Source organism: uncultured Sneathiella sp., assembly GCF_963976355.1.
Lineage (GTDB): Bacteria > Pseudomonadota > Alphaproteobacteria > Sneathiellales > Sneathiellaceae > Sneathiella.
Genome location: NZ_CAXBKA010000005.1, coordinates 172,584 through 195,949, shown reverse-complemented (window position 1 = coordinate 195,949; position 23,366 = coordinate 172,584). Strand labels below are relative to the sequence as shown.

Genomic DNA, 23,366 nt, shown 5'->3' with positions numbered 1-23,366 from the left:
CTGTTGCTAATAAGTATTATTATATCCCCTGCTCAATCCGCAGAAATCATGCGATGCAGTCATGAGCTTCCGCCCGATAATCATATAGCCAAGGTCATTGATCAATGGGCCGTCGAGATTGAGACCCTCACGGAAAATGCCATAGATGTGCAGATTAATGGCGCCGGAAGCCTGGTTCAGGCGTCCAGAAATGCCGCCGCGGTAAAAGCCGGAGAAATTGAATGCGCTTTTTCAATGAACAGCGAATGGACGAGCACCCTGCCACTGATGGATGTTACGTTAGAACCATTTGCCCTTCGCAACGTTGAAATTCTCGAAAAATGGGATGAATCCGATGCGGCACATCTGCTAGAGGAGAAAATCAAGGAAACCGGCCTCACCAATATTGCATGGCTATTCACTACATGGCGAACGGCGATAACGTCCAAAGGCAAGTTTCTGGTAAAGCCCGGGGACTTTGACGGCATCCGGATACAGGGACTAGGCCCAATCTCCAATTCCTCTTTTACGGCAATGGGGGCGGCAGCCGTCGATATGTCCGATATTGAGGCCGTTGAAGCGCTGAAGCAGGGTGAGCTGGATGCAGGGCTCACCAATGTTTCATCTGCCCTGTCTGCACGTTATTTCGATGTTCAGAACCATGTTACGATCCTGCCGTTACTAACCATCTTTTATAACGGCTATCTTAATTCGGAATGGTACAACGGTCTGTCAGAAGCGAACCGACAGGCGATACAGGAGGCGAGCGATAAGGCGGCCCTCTGGGCAATAGAAGCAAGTGAAATCTCGGCGGCCGCGGCCCCTCGGCTCCTTGAGGAGGAAGGAATGCGTGTGCATATTGCGACACCTGCAGAAGTGGAGGCCTTGAAAAACATCATGCGCCCTGCCTTCACGGATGCTTTTCTCAAAGCAACGGGGATCGAAGGTGCTGAGCTGATCGAGCTTGTCGAGAATATTATGTGACCAGCGTCCAGGCTATCCTTCCATTTGTAAAAGAAAATATGTGCCTTGAGAGAACTTTAATGCCTGCCAATATAGTACTACGCAAAATCAACCGTCTATTATTCAAGGCAGTTGTTTCAGGAGAAGCTTAATGGTTGAAGATATTTGGCTTCGTCTCGCCAAACACTATGATGACATCAAAAGCATTCCCCTCGTAAAACAATTCGAGCGGAACCCGGCGCGGTTTGAAGAGTTTTCCCTGCTCCTTGATGACATGCTGCTGGATTATTCAAAGACCAGCATTGATGCAACTGCCCGTGACCTGTTGCTGGAGCTCGCAAAAAGCACCCATCTGGAACAAAAGCGCGACGGCATGTTCGGCGGCGCCCCTATCAATAAAACAGAAGGACGCGCCGCCCTTCATACCGCACTTCGGAACCTCGAAAATAAACCGGTCTATGTCGACGGCAAAGATGTGATGCCGGATATTACGGCGACACGGGAAAGAATGGCTGCATTTGCCGACGGAATTCGATCAGGCGCCATCACAACATATGAGGGCGATCCTTTCACGGATGTCGTCAATATCGGAATTGGCGGCTCCGATCTGGGCCCTGCCATGGCCACACGGGCCCTCGCCCCCTATCATGACGGCCCGCGCCTTCACTTTGTCTCCAATATCGACGGGGCGGATATCGCGGATACTCTTAAAACACTCGATCCGAAGAAAACACTTTTCATCATCGCATCCAAAACATTTACAACAATCGAAACCATGACAAATGCCCATACGGCAAAGGCGTGGGTTTCAGCGGCACTTGGCTATGCCGCGACAAGGCATTTCGCGGCAATCTCATCTGCAGTTGAAAAAGCGGCAGATTTCGGCATTGACCCGGATCGTGTTTTCGGGTTTGAGGACTGGGTAGGCGGACGCTATTCCGTCTGGGGCCCGATCGGTCTCTCTCTGATGATCGCCATTGGAAAAAGCCACTTCGCCGATTTCCTGCGAGGGGCCTATGAAATGGATTGCCATTTTCAATCCGCCCCGCTTGAAAGCAATATGCCAGTGATGCTCGGCTTGATCGGCATATGGCACAACAACATCTGCGGATATAACAGCCGCGCCGTCCTGCCCTACGACCAACGGCTCGGTCGTCTGCCTGCTTATCTGCAACAATTGGATATGGAAAGTAACGGCAAGAGCTTTACTTTAAGCAGTGATCCTGTCAGCCGGATGACCGGCCCCATCGTCTGGGGGGAACCCGGCACGGACGGACAGCATGCATTTTATCAACTTCTCCACCAGGGAAGTCATGTGATACCATGTGAATTTCTTGTTGCCGCGCAATCTCATGAAGCTGATTTGCAGCACCACCACGATCTGCTCCTTGCCAATTGCCTGGCCCAGTCTGAAGCCCTGATGCATGGGCGCACCCTTGCCCAGACAACCGATGTGCTCAAGAAAAAGGGCGCTTCTGATGACCGGATAAACCAGGCGATCCATCAGACGTTCCCTGGAAATCGCCCTTCTACCACCTTGCTCTATCGCAAGCTCGATCCCCCGACACTTGGCCGGATCATTGCGCTCTATGAACATCGGGTCTTTGTTGAAGGCGCTATCTGGGGCGTCAACAGCTTTGATCAATGGGGCGTTGAACTTGGCAAGGAATTGGCTGCCCGCCTGCTCCCCGTTATCGAGAACGAGCAACCCACGGAGAGCAACGATGGATCAACAGCGGGCCTGCTGGAAACGCTTTTCCGCCTTCGTCGGGACGAGTTCTAATCGAGTAAGTGGCAGGAAGCCAAATGGCCATTCCCGCGATCTTTCAGTTCGGGAACCACGCTATGACATTTCTCCATTGCAACCGGGCAACGCCCTGCAAATCGGCAGCCTTTTGGCAAATTAATCGGGCTTGGCGGATCCCCGATGAGCGGAACACGCTTTTCACTGCCATCGCGCGCCCGCGCTTTCGGCACCGCCGCAAGAAGAGCCTGGGTATACGGATGCTGCGGATTTGAGAAGAGCGAAATACGATCCGCCTGCTCGACGATCTGCCCCAGATACATAACCGCAACATGATCGCAAAGGTGCTGGACTACACCAAGGTCATGGCTGATGAACAGATAGGTTACGCCAAGTTCCTCCTGCAATTTACGCATCAAATTGAGAATTTGCGCCTGAACAGCAACGTCCAGCGCCGAAACTGGCTCATCGCAGACAATCAGTTCCGGTCGGGTGGCTAGCGCCCGGGCGAGCCCGACACGCTGACGCTGGCCGCCGGAAAACTGGTGCGGGAACAGCTTTGCAAGTTCGGGGCGCAATCCAACCTGGACGAAGAGATCATGGACCATCTGATCGCGATCCGCCTCGGCCCCTATTTCCATAAGATCAAGCGGTTCTCTGACGATATCGCCCACCCGACGGCGTGGATCCAATGACGAATAGGGGTCCTGAAACACCATCTGGACCTTACGCCGCGCCGCGCGAAGCTCTTCCTTTTCAAGCGCACTTATTTCAGCATCGCCAATGCGAATAGTACCATCGGTAATCGGCACCAGCCGCAAGACAGCAAGAGCGGTAGTCGTTTTTCCTGATCCGCTCTCTCCCACTATTCCAAGTGTCTTTCCTCTGGGAACAGAAAAACTCACGCCATCCACCGCATGAACAACAACGGATTTCCGGAACAGCTTCTTGCTGCCGAAATGAACTTTCAGATCGCGGACTTCCAGAAGCGGGTCTTCACTCATACCGCCACCACATATTTGATGTTGTAACAAGCAACGGCATGGACGCCATCAACCAGCTCGATAGGCGGCCGCTCTTCCTCGCAGACGTCAGTCTTATAGGGGCATCTCGGTGCAAAGGCACAGCCCTTGCCCAACTCGGTCAAGGAAGGGACAACCCCTTTAATCTCACTCAGATAAGGCCTGATCTCCGACGGATTTTCCTCCAGATGCGGAACACAGGCGATCAGGCCCCTCGTATAGGGATGCTGCGGATTGGAAAGAATATCCTCCGTCTTGCCGGTCTCGATGATATGCCCGGCATACATGACAGCCACCCTGTCCGCCAGTTCGGCAATTGCCCCCATATCATGCGTAATCATGATAATAGCCGTGCCGGTTTCCCGTTGCAGGTCTTTTAAAAGATCAAAAATCTGGGCCTGTACTGTGACGTCGAGTGCCGTCGTCGGTTCGTCCGCGATCAGGATGCGCGGACGGCAGGAAAGCGCCATGGCGATCATAACCCGTTGTCTCATTCCGCCGGACAGTTCGTGCGGATAGGCCCGCGCGCGGATTTCCGGCTCCGGAATACCGACCTTCGTCAGCATTTCAACGGCTCTGTTCCAGGCGTTCTCCTTCGTTATTTCCTCATGCAGCAAAACACATTCGGCAATCTGGTCGCCAACACGGAAAACTGGGTTAAGCGACGTCATGGGCTCCTGGAAAATCATGGAGATAATACCTCCGCGTACCTGGCGCATACGAGATGTCGGAGCCTTCACCAGGTCCTCTTCCTCCAGCAGGATGGAGCCGCTGGAGATCTTTCCGGGCGGACTCGGAACCAGGCCCATGATTGACAACGCCGTCATACTTTTGCCGCAACCAGACTCACCGACAATTCCGAGGATTTCACCGCTTTGCAACTCAATTGAGATCTCATTCAGCACCCTAGCGTTTCCCGCCCGCGTCTTGAAATCAACAATCAGGTCATTGATGGAGAGGATAGCCGACATTACCGCTCCCTCAGTTTCGGGTTGAAAGCATCGTTGAGACCATCCCCGACAAGGCTGAACCCCAGCACAGTCAGAAAAATCATAAAGCCGGGCAAGGTCACGACCCACCAGCCATCAAGAATATATTCCCGCCCGGCGCCAATCATCAGCCCCCAGCTAAACACATTCGGATCGCCAAGCCCCAAAAAGCTGAGGCCTGCCTCAAAAAGGATCGCGATGCCCACGGTCAAGGTCGCCGCAACGATCAGCGGCGCAAGCGCATTTGGCAGGATCACCCGCCATATGATCCGCTGGTTCCGCGCACCAATCGAACGGGCCGCATTCACATATTCCAGGCCGCGAATACGGAGAAATTCCGCCCGCGTGAGCCGGGCCGTCGTTGGCCAGCTTACAATACCAATTGCGAGTGCAATGACGTAAATTGTCGGGGAAAACAAGGTCACCAGAACCATTGCGAAAAGCAGCGCTGGTAAAACCTGAAAAAACTCCGTGACCCGCATCAGAAATTCATCGACGAAGCCGCGATAAAAACCGGCGAACGCTCCTACCAGAATACCGATTGTTATTGTAATCAAGCCGGCGACCAGCCCAACATAAAGTGTCGCTGATCCTCCATGGACAAGTCCCGCAAGTATGTCCCGGCCAAGATAATCCGTACCAAGCGGAGCCTGTTCCGCCACGCCCGGTGGCGTCAATGGCGCCCAGACAATCTCGAACGGGTCGACCGGATAGAAAACGGGCCCGACGAATGTGAACAGTATGACAAGGATCAAAATCAGAATGCCAAGCATCCCCGCCCAGCTTTGCCGGAAAGCATGCACGGCCTCCCGCAGCGGGCTCTGGCTTTGAACAATCTGGATACTGTTGTCCACCGCTGCCATCCTACCCTTCCTTTCGAATTCGCGGATCGACCAGCCGATAGACGAAATCCGTGATCAGGTTCGCAATAATTACCAGCACCGAAGAGAAAAACAGGATTCCGAGGATAGTCGGATAGTCTCGGGCGAGAATCGCATCAAACGCGAGGGTCCCCAGTCCTGGCCAGCTGAATACGGTTTCCACCAGAACCGCACCGGAAATGATACTGCCGAACTGGAGGCCTGCAATCGTGACAACCGGCAAAATTGCATTCCTCAGGGCATGATGCCCATAGACCTTGATCTCCGCCACACCCTTAGCCCGGGCTGTGCGGATATAGTCGGATCCCAATATCTCCAGCATGCTCGCGCGTGTGAGGCGCGCATACTGCGCCAGATACACAATGCCGAGCGTGACGGCCGGCAATACCAAATGATAGAGAATATCGATCATACGGCTGAAAATGCCGCCACCTTTTGTAATGTCATACATGTTCGCAATAGGGAAAATCGGATAGACCCAGGCGAAGAGAATAACCAGCATCATGCCGGTCCAGAAGATGGGCGCCGAATAGCCGATCACCGAAATCAGTGTCACCAGCCCGCTAACGATACCTTTTGGTTTATGGGATGCAAGGACGCCGAGAAACGTTCCAACCAGGATCGCGAACAGAAGGGCCGTCGTGACAAGCAGGATCGTCGCGCCCGCGCGCCCCGCCACCAGATCAAGCACCGGCGCGTTATAGAAAAAAGACTGGCCAAGATCTCCTTGCAATGCTCGCCCCAAATAAAGGCCAAGCTGCACATACACGGGCTTGTCGAGACCATAGTTCTTACGGATATCGGCAAGCATTTCCTCCGTCGCGCCCCCCATCTCCCCGGCAATTACATCTGCCGGATCGCCCGGCGCAAGATGGATCAGGAGGAAGTTAAGAACCAGAACCGCCAGAATCAGGAGAAAGGCGTGCAATAAGCGACGGACGACCATAAATGTCATTGTCATGACCGGACCGTCCGCTGCGGTTTGTTCATACGCAGATGCATATTACTTAATATATACCTCATCAAGCGGCGACATAGCGCCCCAGATCGTCAGCGGCGGATTGCCGATTTGCTTGTTATATGCGGTATGATAGGGAAGCACGTTGATATATACGAGAGGCGCATCATCAACGATGATTTCCTGCGCCTTTTTATAAAGTGCAATGCGTTTCTCCTGACCAAGTTCCGACCCTGCTTCGTTCAGCAGTTTATCCACTTCTTCATTGCAGTAACTCTGGGTATTTGACCAGATCACACCTTTCTTGATGTTGTCACACAGATAGGTGCGGTGCACACCGATAACCGGATCGCCCCAGTTAAAGACAATGTCCATGCTCATATCGAAATCATGTCCGCCGACACGCTTGGCCCAGGTTGGAAAGTCCGGGGAAGCGCGGAGTTCAACATCAATCCCCACTTTCTTGAGCTGGGATTTCAGATATTCGGCAACCCCCTTCTGAAGCTCGGCTGATCCCGGGATATAATCGATTGTGAGCTTGAAGCGCATATCGCCATCTCCGCGGGCAAACCCGGCATCATCAAGCATGGCATTCGCCTTGTCGAGATCAACATCATATTTTTCCGCATTGTCCGCATAAAACGGGCTTCCCGGAACGATGGGGCCCGTCGCTGCCTTGGACTGACCGGCCAACAACGCATTTATGATGAAATCACGGTCCATGGCATAGGCAATTGCCTGACGTACCTTCTTGTCTTTCAGATACTCATTTTGCGTATTGAATGCCAGCCAGTTAATCGGGCCCACGGCTTCATAGCCCCTGTCCGTAACGACAAGCTTATCGTTCTTTTTCAGCCGGGCAATGTCCTTGGTTGGCGCTAGGAACGGATACATATTGATTTCCTCCGTATCCATGGCCAGGGCAACACTTGTTGGATCTTTGTAGTTTTTGATAATGATCCTGTCGAGATACGGACGCCCTTCAATGAAATAGTCCGGATTTTTCTCCAGAATGATGTATTCACCCGGCTTGAACTCCACAAACTTGAACGGGCCTGAACCGACCGGCGCGTTGTTTGCCGGATGGCTTTTCGGATCCTGTCCGTCGCCATAGACATGCTTTGGAATAATCGGCAGAAGCGCGCTCGACATCGCGAGGAAGGCCGCCGGATGCGGTTTATCGAAATTGATGACAGCGGTAAGAGGGTCGGGCGTATCTACGCCGGTCACCGGGGCGAACATCGATTTGAAGGGATGGTTCTCCTTCACGGTTTGCAGGGAAAAGGCAACGTCTTCAGAGGTGATCGGCTTCCCGTCATGAAACTTCGCATTTTCCCGAAGTTTCAAGGTAATGCTTTTCCCGTCATCGGAAACGCTCCAGCTTTCCGCCAGATATGGCTGTGCTTCCCATTTGTCATTAAAGCGCAGCGGCGTAGCAAAAATCTGGGTGCCCGGCATGGCCGTCGCAATGCCCGATTGTACGGCCGGGTTGAGATGCCGCGCTTTTTGCGTTGTGCCCATAACTAGCGTCCCACCATTTTTCGGCTCATCCGCCTGTCCTATTGTGGCCGTGCCAACGGTCATGAGCATCGCCGTCGCAGCCGCCATAAATCCTAATTTTCTCATCCTGCCTCCTGAGATTTTCAATAATTTTTTTAACTATAATTGACTGTAATCAGGCTAATTCAGGGACCTTCATTCGTAAAATATATTTTTATGCTGTTATTAATACATTTTTCCGATCATCAGCAGGAACGCGCCCTTCGGGTAAAACTGCCCGATTGAACGCCCCGCTATCGCGCAACCGGATGCATGTGTTGATCACAACATGATCGACCTTGCTCAAATGAGCATCGTCGCGATGTATAATGCCATATTCGACCGCCCGGTAGCCGGGCGTCAGCGGTATCCGCACAAGATCGCCAACCGTATATTGCTGTTTCTGCAATGATCTGAGATTGAAGATCGAATAACCGAGCCCCGCCGCAACCATACTGCGGACCATTTCCGCGGATTGTGAGGAGTAGGCAACGCGAGGCGTCAGGTCATCCTGATTGAACAGTCCGAACATATAGTCACGGGTCTCATCCAGATCGAGCAATACCATCGGTTCATGGCAGATATCCTTCAGTGACAACATGCTTCGATCCGCCAGCGGATGATCATGCGGCAAGACGATATGTGGGGGTGCAACGAATAACGGCACAAAGGCAATGTTCATGGCAAGATGTGCGCTGACCCCAATCGCCAGGTCAATTTTACCATCAACCACCTGCCGCATATTCTGAGCTATATCGCCTTCTGTCAGATGTATGGAAATCCCGGGATGATTATCCGCAACGGACTTGGTGATGAGCGGCAGGATGATTGGTGCCGCTGGCGTAAAGCAGCCCATCCGAACGGCCCCCTTGATCGCCTTTGCCTGTTCATCCACCGCCTCTTCAAATGTGAGATGCGCTTTCAGGAGTTGCCGGGAGTTGGACAGGAAAACATGGCCAAACTGCGTTACGCTGATGCCTTTGGAAGGTAATCGTGTGAAGAGCTTCTTGTTTGTCTGAATTTCAATGGCATCAATCGCCGACGAAATGGAGGAAGCCGATATATTGAGGGCCTTGGCAGCTCCGGTGATAGATTTATGCCGGGCCGCAACATCAATATATGTCAGCTGCTTTAAGGTATAGCGCATCAATTCCTCTGGTTTTTATTAGAATAACCCCGGAATAAACTATTTTTCAGAGGTTAAAGAGAGGCTTAAACTCTGTCTACCAAAAACGAATTCAAGAGGGACATATTTTGTCGGCTATCACCGTATTCAGCGCAAAAAAGATCATCACTATGAATCCAGCGCGCCCGACCGTCACCCATGTTGCGGTGCGTGACGGCAAGATTATCGCCACCGGCACGATTGACGATATTCAGGGCTGGGGCGATTACACTATCGATAACAGCTTTAAAGACAAGGTGATCATGCCTGGCCTCGTCGAAGGGCATTGCCATTTGATGGCGGGAGGAATCTGGAAGTTCGTATATGTAGGGTACCAGGACAGGATAGATCCGGATGGCAATGACTGGCCCGGCGTCAAAACACTGGAGGATGTGCAAGCGCGGCTGGCGGATGCCGAAGCAAAACTCGGCCCGGACGAACCACTTGTGGCCTGGGGCTTTGATCCGATCTTCCTTATGGACAGGCGGCTTGACAAAACAGACCTGGATGCCGTCAGCAGTTCACGCCCTATCGCTGTTATGCATTCCAACTTTCACTTGATGACCGTGAATTCCACCTCCCTAAGCCTCGCGAATTATGTTGCTGACATGGATATCGAGGGCATAGCAATCGGACCTGATGGCACCCCTAACGGTGAGTTACAGGAGATGGCCGCCATGTTCCCCATCATGCGGCGTCTTGGCATAAATTTCAGGGAAGTCGGCCGATCCAGAGAAAGCGTCATTGATTTTGGAAAAGTCTGCAACCGGGTCGGCGTGACGACAGCTGCCGATCTGATCAACGATCTGCCGGACGAGGACGTTGCCGAAATGACGGATATTACGAATGGATCGGATTATCCTATTCGCCTCATGTCGCTGCTCAACGGCCTTGCTCAACCGGCGGAGGAAACCAGCGCACGGGCGCTGGAGCTTAAGAAAAAATGCACGGACAAGCTCCGTCTCGGGGCTGTGAAGATTGTCACCGATGGCTCTATTCAGGGATTTACGGCGCGGCTTCGATGGCCCTATCATTATAATGGCGCGCCAAACGGAATATGGAATATCGCGCCTGAGCAACTTAATGAACTGGTCGCCATATTAAATGAGGCCGGTGTCCAGATGCATATTCACACAAATGGTGATGAAGCGATCGAGGTTGCGCTGGACGCGCTGGAAATGGCAAAAATACAGAAAAACAGACCCGATCTAATTCATGTTCTGCAGCATTGTCAGATGGCAGACCGGGCTCAGTTCCGCAAGATGAAGCGACTGGGTGTCGCCGCCAATCTGTTCGCAAATCATCTCTATTATTTCGGTGACAAGCACTATGAACTGACGATGGGGCCAGACCGGGCGCTGCGTATGGACGCTTGTCAGTCCGCGATAGATTACGGCGTGACCTTCACTATCCATTCCGATGCACCAGTGACGCCCATGGCGCCGCTTTTCACAGCCTGGTGTGCCGTCAATCGGCTAACCGAGAGCGGTAGGACACTTGGTGAGTATGAGAAAATAACAGTGGCCGAAGCGCTGGAAGCGATTACCCTCGGCGCCGCGGCCACGTTGCACATGGACCATGAAATTGGCTCGATCGAGGTCGGCAAATGGGCCGATTTTGCAATCCTCGAAGATGATCCGGAGACGATCGGCGCGGAGAAGCTCAAGGATGTCGGTATTTGGGGAACGGTGCTGGCCGGAGAGAAGCACAAGATTCCATGACGATCCGCGAAAAGCCGCTTCCGATGACCGTGCTCGCCGGCTTTCTAGGGGCGGGCAAAACAACAGTTGTCAATCACCTGCTCCGGCATGCGGGTGGACGGAGAATCATGGTGCTGGTTAACGATTTCGGTGAACTTCCCATAGATGAGGAATTGATCGCCACCAGAGAGGAGAATATCCTGACCCTTGCCAACGGTTGCGCCTGCTGCTCCATGGGCGGAGATCTATTTGCCGCCTTTTCTACGGCACTCGACTTTATGCCCCCGCCGGATCACCTGCTGATTGAGGCAAGTGGTGTCGCCGAACCGAAGCGGATTGCCAACTTTGCCCGGGCGGAGCCGGACCTTGCCCTGAACGGTATCGTGACCGTCGTTGATGCCCTTAATTATGAGATCACCCGGTCAGATGCAAGGCTCTCAGAAATACTGAAAAACCAAATACAAACCGCCCATATGCTCCTTTTGAGTAAATGTGATCTGGTTGGCTCGCAGGATATTGAACGGCACAAGGAAGCCCTGCGCGAACTGAACAAGTCGGCGCCTGTTCTGGCAATTTCAAATGGCGTTCTTGCAACGGATATATTTTTTGGGATCGAGAATCCCACGCTTGGCATCGGCCCGACGGAAGAGGATGAACATCATCACAGTCACGAGTCGGATTTTTCCCGCTGGTCCTTCAAAGCTGAGGGTGCGGTCGACAAAACAGGATTACTTGAGATACTGGAAATGCTCCCCTCCTCCGTCTTGCGGCTCAAAGGCATATTCAAATCATCGGAAGACGACCAACTTTGGACAGTTCATAAAGTCGGCTCATATGTTGACTTCAGCCGCCTGACGACGCCTGAAAATTTCTCCGGGAAAGCCGGATTTGTCGCTATCGGGCTCAGCAGTTCAAATCTCACGGAAATCATGGACAAGGCGTTTGCCACCCTCGATTAGTGATGTTGTCATGCAGGTCATTATCGCCAACTATTCGACGGGCGAATAGTCGCACCCGCTTGTAGTCGCCTGACACTTCAGTACATAATGTATCAGAAAAGGCGCCAACTGCAGTCGGGATAGCCGGTTGAGTAACAGCGGGAAAATATGATGACCTCCAGCGATGAACAAAAGGCAACCGATCCGGTTTGTGGCATGTCCGTCAATCAAAATGCAGGTAAGCCAAGCTATACATATAATGGTGAAACCTATCATTTCTGCTCACAAAAATGCCACGACAAGTTCGAGCAGGACCCGTATTTCTACCTCAGCGGTAATCACAAGAAACGACAGAAATCTGCCTCCAAAGACACACAATACACCTGCCCCATGCACCCGGAAATCGTTCAGGACCATCCTGGCGATTGCCCGAAATGCGGCATGGCGCTCGAACCCATGGGCATACCCACTGGAAACGAAGGGCCTAATGAAGAACTGGTAGATTTCACCCACCGCTTCTGGGTGAGCACAGCCCTTGCGCTACCGATCTTGATCCTGACCATGGGGGAAATGGTTGGCTTACCTTTCGAAAGCTGGATTGGCGCTCAGCTTTTTACCTGGATACAGCTGGTTCTGGCGACTCCTGTTGTTCTATGGGCCGCATTTCCGTTCTTTAAGCGCGGATGGACCTCGATCGTTAATCGCAGCCCGAATATGTGGACGCTGATCTCACTGGGTGTTCTGGCGGCCTATGGCTTCAGTGTCGTCGCAACATTATTTCCGGGAAGTTTTCCGCCGTCTTTCCAGACTGATGCAGGAACGGTTCCCGTCTATTATGAGGCCGCCGCCGTCATTATTGCCCTCGTCTTTCTTGGACAGGTCCTTGAACTGCGCGCCCGCGAACAGACCGGCTCCGCGATCAAGGCATTGCTTGATCTTGCGCCGAAAGCCGCCCGGAGGATTAACCCGGACGGAACGGAAAAGGACGTGCCGCTAGAAAATATCCTCGAAGGCGACAAACTCCGCGTACGCCCCGGTGACAGCATCCCGGTCGATGGCGTGGTCCTTGAAGGACATTCTTCTGTTGATGAAAGCATGATCAGTGGAGAGCCAGTTCCGGTCGAGAAAACTGACGGGGACAAGCTGACTGGTGGAACGTTAAACCGCAACGGTTCTCTGATTATGCGGGCAGAACTTGTTGGTGCCGACACGACACTCTCCAAAATAGTCGAGATGGTGGCCTCTGCCCAGCGGTCCCGCGCACCCATCCAGGGATTGGCCGATCAGGTGGCCGCTTGGTTTGTGCCTACCGTCGTGGTTATCGCAATCTTGGCGTTTGGCCTCTGGGCCGTATTTGGCCCATCTCCGGCGATGGTGCATGCGATCGTCGCGGCAGTGTCCGTCTTGATTATTGCGTGCCCTTGCGCCCTCGGGCTGGCAACCCCAATGTCTATCATGACCGCAACGGGCCGCGGGGCCATGGCAGGTGTCCTCATACGGAATGCGGAAGCGCTCGAACGGTTCGCCGCTGTCGATATTCTCGTCGTGGATAAAACCGGCACCCTGACAGAAGGGCAACCAAAGCTTACCGATGTCATTGCGCTGTCCGATGGTGGGGAAGATGAACTGCTTACGCTGGCGGCTGCCCTCGAAAAGGGGTCCGAGCACCCACTTGCCGAAGCAATAATTGCCGGCGCCGAAGCGCAGGAACTGGAAATTCCGGACGCTTCTAATTTTAATGCCGTTACCGGCAAGGGGGTGGAGGGACAGGTCAACAATAAGACCGTCGCCCTTGGCAACCGGGCAATGATGGCGCATCTAAATATCGATATTTCACAACTGGAATCCTGTGCGGCAGACCTGCAGAATGACGGGAAAACGGTTATGTATATCGCTCATGGAGACGCTCTTGCCGGGATCGTTGCGGTGGCGGACCCGATCAAGGAAACAACGCAAGAAGCGATCAAGGCCCTGCACAAGCTAGGCATTAAGATTATTATGGCCACTGGCGACAACGAGCGCACGGCGAAAGCGGTAGCCAAGCGCCTTGGCATTGATGAGGTGAAAGCCGATGTCCTGCCAGAAGACAAGAAAACCCTGATTGAAAAGCTGCGGGAAGATGGACATCTCATTGCCATGGCCGGAGATGGCGTCAATGACGCACCCGCCCTTGCGGCGGCGGATGTCGGCATTGCCATGGGAACGGGCGCAGACGTTGCCGTTGAAAGTGCAGGCGTTACGCTGGTCAAAGGTGACCTTAACGGTATCGTCCGGGCAAGAAAGCTTGCAACGGGAACCCTCAGCAATATCAAGCAGAACCTGTTTTTTGCCTTTGCCTATAACGGCGCGGGTATTCCTATCGCAGCAGGCATTCTCTACCCATTTACCGGAACTCTTCTCTCGCCGATGATAGCGGCGGCGGCTATGAGCCTGTCGTCCGTTTCAGTCATCTCGAATGCCCTCAGATTGCGCACTATAAAGTTGGGTTAGGAACGACCAGAGCGCGAATTACTTACTTGATTTGCCCCCTCAAGCCCCTATAGTGCATGCAGGAAAACACGTTGGGAACGAGGGAAGCCATGAGTGAAAATGTTCCACCGAAGCTGGAAGAATTGCAGCATATGATGGCGGCGGAGCTCGCCAAGCATTGGAAGTTGTTCCTGTTTCAGGGACTAATTCTTAGCCTTTTGGGTGTGGGGGCAATTGTACTTCCACAGATCGCGACATTGGCGATAGACATTTTCATCGGCTGGATCCTGATCATGGGAGGCGTTGTTCGGGGAATTACCCTGTTTCGCTCCCGCAGTCTTCCAGGGACAGTCCTATCACTTCTCGGAGCTTTTCTCGCGATTGTCCTTGGTGTCCTGTTGATTGCAAAACCCGCCGAGGGCATCCTGACTCTGACGATGGTTCTTGTAGCCCTCTTCATTTTTCAGGGTGTTTTCTCCATTATTGTTGCCCTGCAATTTCGAAATCATATCAGGAGTTGGGGCTGGACGATGGTCAGTGGCATAGTTGACCTATTCCTTGCTTATTTCATCATGCGCGGATGGCCTGATACGGCAAGCTGGGCCATCGGCTTGCTCGTTGGAATCAATTTTCTCTTTGTCGGCATGGCATTGATCTCCAATGCAATTGCCGCCAGACCCAATACGGATGTCTAGGTCGTTGTTGCAATAAAGTCCGGTACGATCCCAGAGCGTTTTATCAGGCCTGACGTATCTATCCCTTTGAACAGCCCATGATCCGTCACAAGAACCGTCCGCAACCCTGCGGCGGCACCGCCAAGGATGTCGGTATGCAGAGTGTCGCCAACCATAGCGATCCGGCGGCGGTCAATGCCCGATAGATCCGCTGCCTCGAGCGCAAGATTAAACACATCTTCAAACGGCTTGCCGTAAAAAGCCGGCACACTCCCCGTTTCATCTGCAATCGCATGGGCAAAATAGCCCGGCTCCAAGGACAATCCCTCCTCACGCGGAGCAACCAGATCTGGGTTGCCTATAATAAAGGGACGTGGGCGACGCCGAAGCGCTTCCGTCAGTAATCGCTGCCGATAATCTGTCCAGTCAGCGGAACTTAAGAAGAGGAAGCCATCGACGTCTTCATACGAACGCCGATCATCAGTCAATAATCTGGTTTGGTACGGCAACTCTTCAATGCCTGAATAATCCGTCGCGGCGACGCCCCAGTTAAATCGATCGGGGAAATTTTTCAGTGCCGATACGGCTACATCGCGGCTGGAAATCACCTGATACGGTCTCAGATTAAAACCGAACTTACGATACTTCTGATATGCCTGCCCGCTGTCGTATGTCGCGCCGTTCGTTAGAACAAATATCTGCTTTCCAAGATCAGCAAGCATTTCAAGTCTATGGACAGCGCCCGGAATGACCCTCTCTCCCACATTCAAGACGCCGAACGCATCCAGAAGAAAGACATCTATTTCGTCTGAAATGGTGCTGAGGTTGTCAATCGAGTGACTACGGCTTGGAAATTTTGCCGCGGGAAGCCGCGGTCGGATTTCCTCATAGCGTTCGAATATCTCAACGGGCGTGACCATGTCTTGCAATTTCCCTGGCAAACCTGAAAGCTTGGAGGTTATGCTTTACTCCGTTGCATCTTACGCCGTAAAGTTTGAAAAAAATAAAAAGAGGGAGGAGCCGGTGGGTGATCTTGATTTTTCAGGGAAAACAGCGCTCGTAGTGGGCGGCTCAAGCGGAATTGGAAATGGTATCGCCCATGCGCTCAAGGACCGTGGGGCGGAAGTTCATGTCTGGGGTACACGCAAGACCGCAGAAGATTACGACGATGTCGAAGGCTCAGACTTGAGCGGCCTTAAGTATGGGCAGATGGATGTCAGTGATTTTGATGCCATCAACAACTATGCCCCGGCATTCGATAAGCTGGATATCCTAGTCCTGTCACAAGGAACGGTCGTCTACAGCCGCGGTGAGTTTGAGATGCCGGGCTGGATGAAAGTTATCGATACTAACTTGAACAGCCTGATGGCCTGCGCGGCAAAATTTCATGATATGCTGGCGCAATCGCATGGATCTATGGTCATTATCAGCTCGACTGCTGGATACCATGCGACCAAAGGAAACCCTGCCTATAACGCGTCTAAGACCGGAGCGCTCGGCCTGACCAGAACACTCGGCCAGGCATGGGCCGGGGAAGGTATCCGGGTTAATGGGGTCGCACCCGGCCTTGTCGACACCAAGTTGACCAAGGTGACAACGGAAAACCCGAAACGACGGGAGGCGACAATCGCGACTATTCCACAAGGGCGGCTTGGCACTCCGGGCGATATCGCCGGGGCAGTGCTTTATTTGGTCTCTCCGCTGGCGAGTTATGTTGTCGGACAGACGATTGTCGTCGATGGCGGGCTCATTTTATAAGTCCCATACAGCAGATATAAAAAGGAAAGCAGATGACAAAACTGTCAAAGCTAAGTCGCTCAATCGCCGGCAAGACCGCCTTGATCACAGGCGCGGCAAGCGGAATGGGACGGGCCACCGCCCATCTTTTTGCGGATGAGGGGGCAAATGTAGCTGTCACCGATCTGACGCAGGAAGGGGTGGATAAGGTCGTAGCGGAAATCCGTTCTGCAGGCGGCTCTGCTGAAGGCTGGGTTCTGGACGTGACCGACAAATCGCAAATTCAGTCCATTGTTACGAAAATTGGCGATCATTTTGGTGGGCTGGATATCCTGATCAACAACGCCGGTTTCTCCGGTCACATGTCGGTCGAAGACGATGCCTTTGAAGAAAACTGGCAACGACATCTCGACGGCTTGCTGACGGCACATGTCCGGCTTATCCGCGCGGCACTGCCCCTTTTGAAGGTTTCCGGCGAAGGGAGAATTGTGAATATCTCCTCCACAGAAGGGCTTGGCGCAACACCTGAAGTGGCGCCCTATACCTCCGCCAAGCATGGCGTTATCGGATTGACTCGCTCTCTGGCGGTGGAACTCCCTAAATACGGGATCACAGTGAACTGCATCTGTCCGGGAGCGATCCATACAGGCATAACCTCACGGATCAAGGACGAGCATAAAGAGATTTTTGCCAAGCGACGCATTCCACTGAAACGTTATGGCGTGCCGGAAGAGGTCGCTCATGCGACGTTAAGCCTCGTTCTGCCGGCCTCTTCCTACATCAATGGGGTGGCGCTGCCCGTTGATGCGGGCCTTACGATCAAGAACGCCTGAACGGCCTAATTTCTTTTGATGGAAGAGAACAAAAACTAATCTTCCTCTTCAGTTTTGCGAGTCGGAAAAAGATTCTCAAGCGTCAAAGGACCCGCGACGAAAAATAGAATTACCGCGACTGCAAGAAGTGCCAATATCGCATTGACCGTAAAGGCCCGCTCAATGCCTTGCGCTAAAGATGGCGCCGTCACGACGATGGCAGTGGTCAGCCCAAGACCGACGGCCCCACCCGCATTCTGCACCATGAAGATGATACCGCTTGCAAGACTGCTTCGCGCCTGACCCACCGAGGTTATCCCGGCTGTGGTGAGCGAGGAATAGAAGAGACCGGTTCCCAATCCGACAATCATCATGCCGGGCACCAACCCTGAGAATCTGGTTGAGGCATCAAGCCAGGATAACAGATAAATCCCTCCAGCAAGGCACAAGGCGCCCAGACTGTTCACCAACTTCGGACCGAGCCTGTCGTAAAGCGGCGCCGCAATGAAAGACGAAACCGCGAACATACCAAGGAGCGGCAAGAGGCCAGCCCCTGCCTGTGCCGCAGAATAGCCAAGCTCCTTCATCATGAATTGTGGAAGATACATAAGCCCGCCAAAATAGATAGCCGAAACCATGAGCGCAGCCAAATTGATCATCACAAACTCCCGGTTTGCAATAACTTCCTCGGGCACCAGTGCACCTTGTCCTGCGCGGCGTTCTACCATGACAAAGAAAACAAGAAAAATAACGGACACGCCGAAAAGAGCGATAGTTACAGGACTGAACCAACCAATATCTGCACCAATATCCAGCAGAAGCATCAAACCGAACAGACCGAACGATAGTGTCAGGATTCCAGGATAATCGATCTCCTCCTTCACCTGTTCATCACTGTCGGCAGGGACGGCCCAATAGATGGTGAGAGCCGCGATGATTGACACCGGGACGTTAATGTAAAATATCCACTGCCAGCTCAGATATTCCGTAAAGACGCCGCCCAGCATGGGCCCCATACCATTCCCGATACCGGCAACCCCCATAAGAAGACCACCCGCGAGCGCCGCTTTCTCTTCCGGTAAAAGGCCATACATCATGCCAATCAGGGCGGGCCACATCATTGATCCGCCAATGCCCATTATGGCTCTTGCGCCAAGCAGAGCCCAGGCATTCTCTGAAAGGCCACCAATAAGCGAAAAAAGGCAAAAGATTGCAGTTCCAATAAGGAAAATACGTCGCCTCCCGAACATGTCAGCAAGGCGACCGGCTGTTACGATAAACACCCCGAACACCAGCACATATCCGCTAATTACCCATTGCGCCGTCGTGACATCGACGCGGAAAGCTCTCTCAATGGCAGGGATGGCGATATTGAGGGCCGTAAAGTCATTGGTAATGACTAGCGTTCCGATGAGCAAGGCGGCAAGGCCACTCACTTGCGCAGCCGTAAGTTTCTCCTTCGCTGCCATCGCCCCTCCCCAAAAAGTTAGCCGCCCTCAGTCAATATCACGGCATTTAACCATACGAAGTGGCGTATACTCAATAACAACTTGCCCGTTTTGATTGATTATCTTGTTTCTTGTGCGAACCAGCCCCCGTGTTCCCTTGGATGTCAGCCGTGATTCGATTACCTCGCATTCGACATGGATCGTATCCCCCGCAAATACCGGCGCCCGCACATCCAGCTCCATATTCAAAAATGCGAGCCCTGTATGCTGCATTGTCGACTGTACGAGAAGTCCTTCCGCAATTGTATAGCCAAGCGCTCCCGGTGCGACCCGCCCCCGAATATCCGAGTGGTGTTCCAAATATTCAAGATCTATGAACAATACCTCTGTCATTCCAGTACAATTGATGAAATTGACGATATCGGACTCAGTTATCGTGCGCCCGATCGTTTTAAATTGCTTGCCCATGGGCAATTCTTCAAAATGTAGCCCCAGTCCAACGATTTCCATTTACCTCTCCTTTTCTTTTTATTGACATCATTCTTATCCGAACCGACTTTCAGTCCGAGGTTACTTCAGTCGGCACCTTTGCCATCATCAGCCAGGCCCCGCTTGCCGCCGCAATCAGCGCCATCACGCCATATGCCTGCCAATATTGGGCTGCATCACCGACGATAAGGCCGAAGACCGTTGGCATGATCAGCACCCCGGCAAACATAGCGCCTGACCCCAGCGCCGTTGCTTCCGTTCTGTATTTTCCGCCGAAAGCGGCAAATGCCCCATACGCAATGCCGGTATAACCGCTTGCCGTTGCACCGGCCACAACAGCTACCAGCAGGACAAACCAGATCGACCAGCTATCGGAAAACTGTCCGGCGGCTATGGCAGCAATACCCATCACCAGCCCGAGCACGCCCAGCAGGCGTATCGATGTTATATATCTGTCGGCAATCCACCCCCAGAGTGGACGGCTGGCAACACCCGAGATCTGATACAGCGCAAGAACCTGCCCTGCGGCAATCAGGCTGAGGCCAGTCATTTCCGTCAGATGCAGCGCCATAAAACCAATAAAACAGAGCTGGATACCTGCATAGGCAAAGCTGGCAATTGCCAGCAGTCGCATCAAACGGTTATCGCGAAGAAGATAGAGCGGTCGCCAAAGTTCTCCTTTAAAGAGCATATGCGCTCGGTTCCTATCCGCATCCCAGCTGTTACGGTAATTCTGAAACCACAAAAGCAGAAGTACCGCCGGAAATAGCTGTGCCCAGAAGGCAATGCGCCACCCGAACTCCACTGCCAGAAACGGTAATATCAATGCCCCCAGCACGCCCCCAAGCGGGACTCCGATCTGACGTATGGAAAAGACCAGATTGAGAACATTGGGTTTTGTTCTTGGAATAAGCAGATGTGTCGAAACCGGTGCCGTCGCACCATATCCGAGCCCCAGAACTACTGCGCAGAATGCCAGGGCGGACAATCCACCGGACCCGGCAATCGCAAGCATGGCAATCACGCCGAGCATGACAAACTGTCCGACGCGAACCGCCCCGAACTTCTGGATAAAATCGGGGGAGAGAAGCGCAGAGAAGATACCTATGCCGTAAACAGTCGAGACAAAAAAGCCGATAAGATGGCCGTCCACGCCAAGATCTTCGGCAATCTTCGGCGCAAGGGTCGGCGCGGAAAAGGCGGCCATCGTCGCCAGGGTTTGCATCGCCAACGTCAGAATGAGCGGTCCATAGGGAATGCCCGCTGCCAAACTTCCGCCCTCCGGCGTGCTGTCCCTACCGCCTGATGAGGTCATCTTTTACTGTCCGTCTTTCCGGGACCCTTTTGACCGGGCGAGATATTCCTGAGTTTCCGGTTGCTCGATCAGCATGCGTGCCCATTTGGCGCATACTTTGGCCATCCGCTCGGGCTGAACGCCGAGCTGCACCATGGCAACCCCGCCATTGACCGATTCCCTGTAGTCCGCAATCAGCCCATCCCGGAGCTCAAATCGGCTCATACCGTCAATGACGACTTTTTGCCCCGCAAACTCCGGGACTGTAGACGTGAAGCTCGACAGAGACCATGCATAGGCGATGTTGCCCTCACAGATCGGATCGAACATTTCCCAGCGGTAGTCCTCTCCGGCATCACGATGAAACTGATTTTCCATCATATCGGCGATTTCCGCCTGCCCTTGGTGATCTCCGTAGACATAATCATGATAAATGCCGTCTTCGGTGAAACAGGCGGCGAAGGCCTCCCCATCGCCGGATTCTGCGGCATTTGAAAACCGTTTCAGGAATTCTCGAAATTCGGGCGTCTTCATCTTAGCCTCTTTTTATTGATTTTCTTCCGCTAGCATGCGTTATGATTTACTTTCAATCCAGAAAATATGTAAAAAAATAATGCGAGTTAGAAAATGACCACCTTCTCCCTGCTCCACTATTCCGTGGAAAGCGGGATTGCCGATATTGTTCTCGACAACCCTCCCGCCAATGTCATCAATCCGGAAATGACAACCGAGTATTTCGCCGCGCTTGATCAGGCGAATGCAGATCCGGACGTAAAAATTATAATTCTCTCCGGCAAGGGCAAAGGATTGTCAGGGGGCGTCGATTTGAAGCTGCTGGATACATATGGCCCGACTGACATGAAAGCCTTTCTGTCCCGCTTTTACGTCGAAATGATTGACAAGGTTCGCGCATTGTCAAAACCCATCATGGCGTCCGTGCATGGATATGCAATGGAAGGCGCCTGCACGCTCGCCTTCGCCTGCGATATGGTGATCGCATCTTCTGATGCGAAGTTCGGCTATCCCGGCGTTCCAAATCTCGCAGCCCCTCCCGGCATGCATGTCTGGTTCCTGCAGCGTTTGATTGGCCGAATGAAAGCGGCGGAACTGATTTACACGGGCGATCCTATATCCGCCATAGAAGCCGAGCGCCTCGGTATGATTACACGCGTCGTCGCGCCAGAGGACCTCGCCTTTGAAAGCCGCAAGCTGGCGGCGAAAGTGGCCAGCATGTCACCGGTTGGCCTGAGAGCCGCCCGCGAACTTATCTACCGAATGGAAAATATGGATTTCAAGACCGTTCCCGGAACGGCGCTCGATGCTCTATCGCTTGCATTTGCATCAGAGGACAGCAAGGAAGCCCGCAGAGCTTTTGTCGAGAAACGCAAACCTGTCTGGACGGGCAAGTAGGGCTGAAAGCTACAATACCTTCAGCCCAGACGGTAGCTACTATTAAGCTGCGGCGAACTTGCTAAGGCGACTATTAATGATTTCCTCCGCCTCACTCATAATTCTGTCGATAAGCTCCTTGCAGGTCGGGTTATCATGGATGAGGCCGGCAACCATGCCGCAGCTCCAGGCGCCAACACCGACGTTCCCCTCTTGCATGACCTTCGGATAGACACCACCGACGAGATCGACAATATCTTCGATCTTCGTGTTCGCACCTTTTTCCCGCTCGATCTCGAGAACCTTCTCAACCGCATCGTTATTCAACACACGCTCCGTATTCCTAAGTGGCCGCATGATGAGCTTCGTGTCCAACTCGCTTGCCGCAATGATCGCATCCTTGACATTCTGATGGACGGGAGCTTCCTTGGTCACCATGAAACGGGTGCCCATGTTGATCCCGTCGGCCCCCAGCGCCAAGGATGCAACAAGCTGTTGGGCATTGCCCATTCCGCCGGACGCAACGAACGGAACCTCAAGCTCCTCTGCCGCGCGGGGCAGCAGGATCATGTTCGGGATATCGTCTTCCCCCGGATGTCCACCGCATTCGAAACCGTCCACACTGACCGCGTCACAGCCAATCTTCTGCGCTTTCAGGGAATGGCGAACAGAGGTGCATTTATGAATAACCTTGATACCTGCATCTTTCAGCGCCGGCATATAGGCTTCGGGGCTGCGACCCGCCGTTTCAACAATCTTGACACCGCCTTTAACGATCGCCTCGATATATTCCGGATAGGGTGGCGCTGTGAAGCTCGGCAGGAAAGTCAAATTCACGCCGAAGGGTTTGTCGGTCATATCCTTGCAGCGGGCTATTTCATTGGCAAGATCCGCCGGCGTTTTCTGGGTCAGCCCCGTGATGATACCAAGCCCACCCGCGTTGGAGACCGCTGACGCCAATTCAGCATATCCGACATAATGCATGCCCCCCTGAATGATGGGATGCTCAATACCGAAAAGTTCCGTTATTCTTGTTTTCATGGATGCCTCCGACTGGTTGTTATTCTTCTTGATTTATAGGAAGTGATCACCCATACCGCAACAATCCGCCGCAAGAGGTAATCTCTGATACCGAATATTTAACGGATAGAACAACCCAAAGGCAATTCCCAATTA

At 53.0% G+C, this 23,366-nt stretch carries 21 protein-coding genes; 9 read left to right on the top strand and 12 right to left on the bottom strand.

Going from position 1 to position 23,366, the window contains the following annotated elements; translation table 11 throughout:
* The first annotated feature begins 48 nt into the window (after positions 1 to 48).
* Together dctP and pgi are read left to right on the top strand one after the other, a co-directional pair.
* The gene (gene dctP, locus AAC599_RS13165) at positions 49 to 963 is read left to right on the top strand and encodes a TRAP transporter substrate-binding protein DctP (RefSeq protein ID WP_340150865.1); all 915 of its coding nucleotides are present in this window, start codon (positions 49 to 51) and stop codon (positions 961 to 963) included.
* Positions 964 to 1,093: 130 nt separating this feature from the next.
* The gene (pgi, locus tag AAC599_RS13160; protein WP_340150864.1) at positions 1,094 to 2,725 is read left to right on the top strand and encodes a glucose-6-phosphate isomerase; all 1,632 of its coding nucleotides are present in this window, start codon (positions 1,094 to 1,096) and stop codon (positions 2,723 to 2,725) included.
* Here pgi and AAC599_RS13155 read toward each other — a convergent pair.
* The 6 genes from AAC599_RS13155 to AAC599_RS13130 all read right to left on the bottom strand — a co-directional run bounded on the left by AAC599_RS13155 (position 2,722) and on the right by AAC599_RS13130 (position 9,222).
* Positions 2,722 to 3,690 carry an ABC transporter ATP-binding protein gene (locus AAC599_RS13155; protein ID WP_340150863.1) on the bottom strand — a complete coding sequence of 323 codons (969 nt, stop codon included), beginning with the start codon at positions 3,688 to 3,690 and terminating at the stop codon, positions 2,722 to 2,724. The two genes, pgi and AAC599_RS13155, sit on opposite strands and share 4 nt — an antisense overlap.
* A complete protein-coding gene (locus tag AAC599_RS13150) occupies positions 3,687 to 4,679 on the bottom strand; it encodes an ABC transporter ATP-binding protein (RefSeq protein ID WP_340150862.1) in 993 nt (330 codons plus the stop codon). Before AAC599_RS13150 ends, AAC599_RS13155 begins: the two co-directional genes overlap by 4 nt.
* Positions 4,679 to 5,560, bottom strand: a complete 882-nt coding sequence (locus AAC599_RS13145) for an ABC transporter permease (protein ID WP_340150861.1) — start codon at positions 5,558 to 5,560, stop codon at positions 4,679 to 4,681. The genes AAC599_RS13150 and AAC599_RS13145 overlap by 1 nt, the downstream gene beginning before the upstream one ends.
* Before the next feature lies 1 nt (position 5,561).
* Positions 5,562 to 6,539 (bottom strand): ABC transporter permease, encoded by a 978-nt coding sequence (locus tag AAC599_RS13140; protein ID WP_340150860.1) that lies wholly within the window; start codon positions 6,537 to 6,539, stop codon positions 5,562 to 5,564.
* Positions 6,540 to 6,581: 42 nt separating this feature from the next.
* A complete protein-coding gene (locus AAC599_RS13135) occupies positions 6,582 to 8,162 on the bottom strand; it encodes an ABC transporter substrate-binding protein (protein WP_340150859.1) in 1,581 nt (526 codons plus the stop codon).
* Between the two features lie 88 nt (positions 8,163 to 8,250).
* On the bottom strand, positions 8,251 to 9,222 hold the full coding sequence (locus tag AAC599_RS13130; RefSeq protein ID WP_340150858.1) for a LysR substrate-binding domain-containing protein: 972 nt from the start codon (positions 9,220 to 9,222) through the stop codon (positions 8,251 to 8,253).
* Positions 9,223 to 9,371: 149 nt separating this feature from the next.
* Between AAC599_RS13130 and AAC599_RS13125 the strand changes: the two genes are divergently transcribed.
* From AAC599_RS13125 to AAC599_RS13110, 4 genes are all read left to right on the top strand, one after another.
* Positions 9,372 to 10,961: an amidohydrolase gene (locus AAC599_RS13125; RefSeq protein ID WP_340150857.1), complete on the top strand. Its 1,590-nt coding sequence runs from the start codon at positions 9,372 to 9,374 to the stop codon at positions 10,959 to 10,961.
* Positions 10,958 to 11,899, top strand: coding sequence for a CobW family GTP-binding protein (locus AAC599_RS13120; protein ID WP_340150856.1), 942 nt, complete (start codon positions 10,958 to 10,960; stop codon positions 11,897 to 11,899). The genes AAC599_RS13125 and AAC599_RS13120 overlap by 4 nt, the downstream gene beginning before the upstream one ends.
* Positions 11,900 to 12,049: 150 nt before the next feature.
* On the top strand, positions 12,050 to 14,368 hold the full coding sequence (locus AAC599_RS13115; RefSeq protein WP_340150855.1) for a heavy metal translocating P-type ATPase: 2,319 nt from the start codon (positions 12,050 to 12,052) through the stop codon (positions 14,366 to 14,368).
* A gap of 89 nt (positions 14,369 to 14,457) precedes the next feature.
* Entirely contained in the window at positions 14,458 to 15,042 is a 585-nt protein-coding gene (locus AAC599_RS13110; protein WP_340150854.1) for an HdeD family acid-resistance protein, read from the top strand.
* Here AAC599_RS13110 and AAC599_RS13105 read toward each other — a convergent pair.
* Positions 15,039 to 15,941, bottom strand: a complete 903-nt coding sequence (locus AAC599_RS13105) for an HAD-IIA family hydrolase (protein ID WP_340150853.1) — start codon at positions 15,939 to 15,941, stop codon at positions 15,039 to 15,041. The two genes, AAC599_RS13110 and AAC599_RS13105, sit on opposite strands and share 4 nt — an antisense overlap.
* Positions 15,942 to 16,044: 103 nt before the next feature.
* On the opposite strand from AAC599_RS13105, the gene AAC599_RS13100 reads away from it, so the two are divergent.
* A complete protein-coding gene (locus AAC599_RS13100; RefSeq protein ID WP_340150852.1) occupies positions 16,045 to 16,779 on the top strand; it encodes an SDR family oxidoreductase in 735 nt (244 codons plus the stop codon).
* 32 nt (positions 16,780 to 16,811) lie between these two features.
* Positions 16,812 to 17,591 (top strand): SDR family oxidoreductase, encoded by a 780-nt coding sequence (locus tag AAC599_RS13095; RefSeq protein ID WP_340150851.1) that lies wholly within the window; start codon positions 16,812 to 16,814, stop codon positions 17,589 to 17,591.
* A 35-nt stretch (positions 17,592 to 17,626) separates the two neighbouring features.
* On the opposite strand, the gene AAC599_RS13090 is transcribed toward AAC599_RS13095, so the two are convergent.
* From AAC599_RS13090 to AAC599_RS13075, 4 genes are read right to left on the bottom strand one after another with little or no spacing between them, the layout of a single operon-like run.
* Positions 17,627 to 19,039 (bottom strand): MFS transporter, encoded by a 1,413-nt coding sequence (locus AAC599_RS13090; RefSeq protein ID WP_340150850.1) that lies wholly within the window; start codon positions 19,037 to 19,039, stop codon positions 17,627 to 17,629.
* Positions 19,040 to 19,066: 27 nt separating this feature from the next.
* Positions 19,067 to 19,528, bottom strand: a complete 462-nt coding sequence (locus tag AAC599_RS13085) for a MaoC family dehydratase N-terminal domain-containing protein (protein ID WP_340150849.1) — start codon at positions 19,526 to 19,528, stop codon at positions 19,067 to 19,069.
* Between the two features lie 49 nt (positions 19,529 to 19,577).
* A complete protein-coding gene (locus tag AAC599_RS13080; protein ID WP_340150848.1) occupies positions 19,578 to 20,822 on the bottom strand; it encodes an MFS transporter in 1,245 nt (414 codons plus the stop codon).
* Between the two features lie 3 nt (positions 20,823 to 20,825).
* On the bottom strand, positions 20,826 to 21,335 hold the full coding sequence (locus AAC599_RS13075) for a nuclear transport factor 2 family protein (RefSeq protein WP_340150847.1): 510 nt from the start codon (positions 21,333 to 21,335) through the stop codon (positions 20,826 to 20,828).
* Between the two features lie 93 nt (positions 21,336 to 21,428).
* On the opposite strand from AAC599_RS13075, the gene AAC599_RS13070 reads away from it, so the two are divergent.
* Positions 21,429 to 22,211 (top strand): enoyl-CoA hydratase/isomerase family protein, encoded by a 783-nt coding sequence (locus AAC599_RS13070; RefSeq protein WP_340150846.1) that lies wholly within the window; start codon positions 21,429 to 21,431, stop codon positions 22,209 to 22,211.
* 42 nt (positions 22,212 to 22,253) lie between these two features.
* On the opposite strand, the gene AAC599_RS13065 is transcribed toward AAC599_RS13070, so the two are convergent.
* Entirely contained in the window at positions 22,254 to 23,231 is a 978-nt protein-coding gene (locus AAC599_RS13065; RefSeq protein ID WP_340150845.1) for a nitronate monooxygenase family protein, read from the bottom strand.
* Between the last annotated feature and the right edge of the window lie 135 nt (positions 23,232 to 23,366).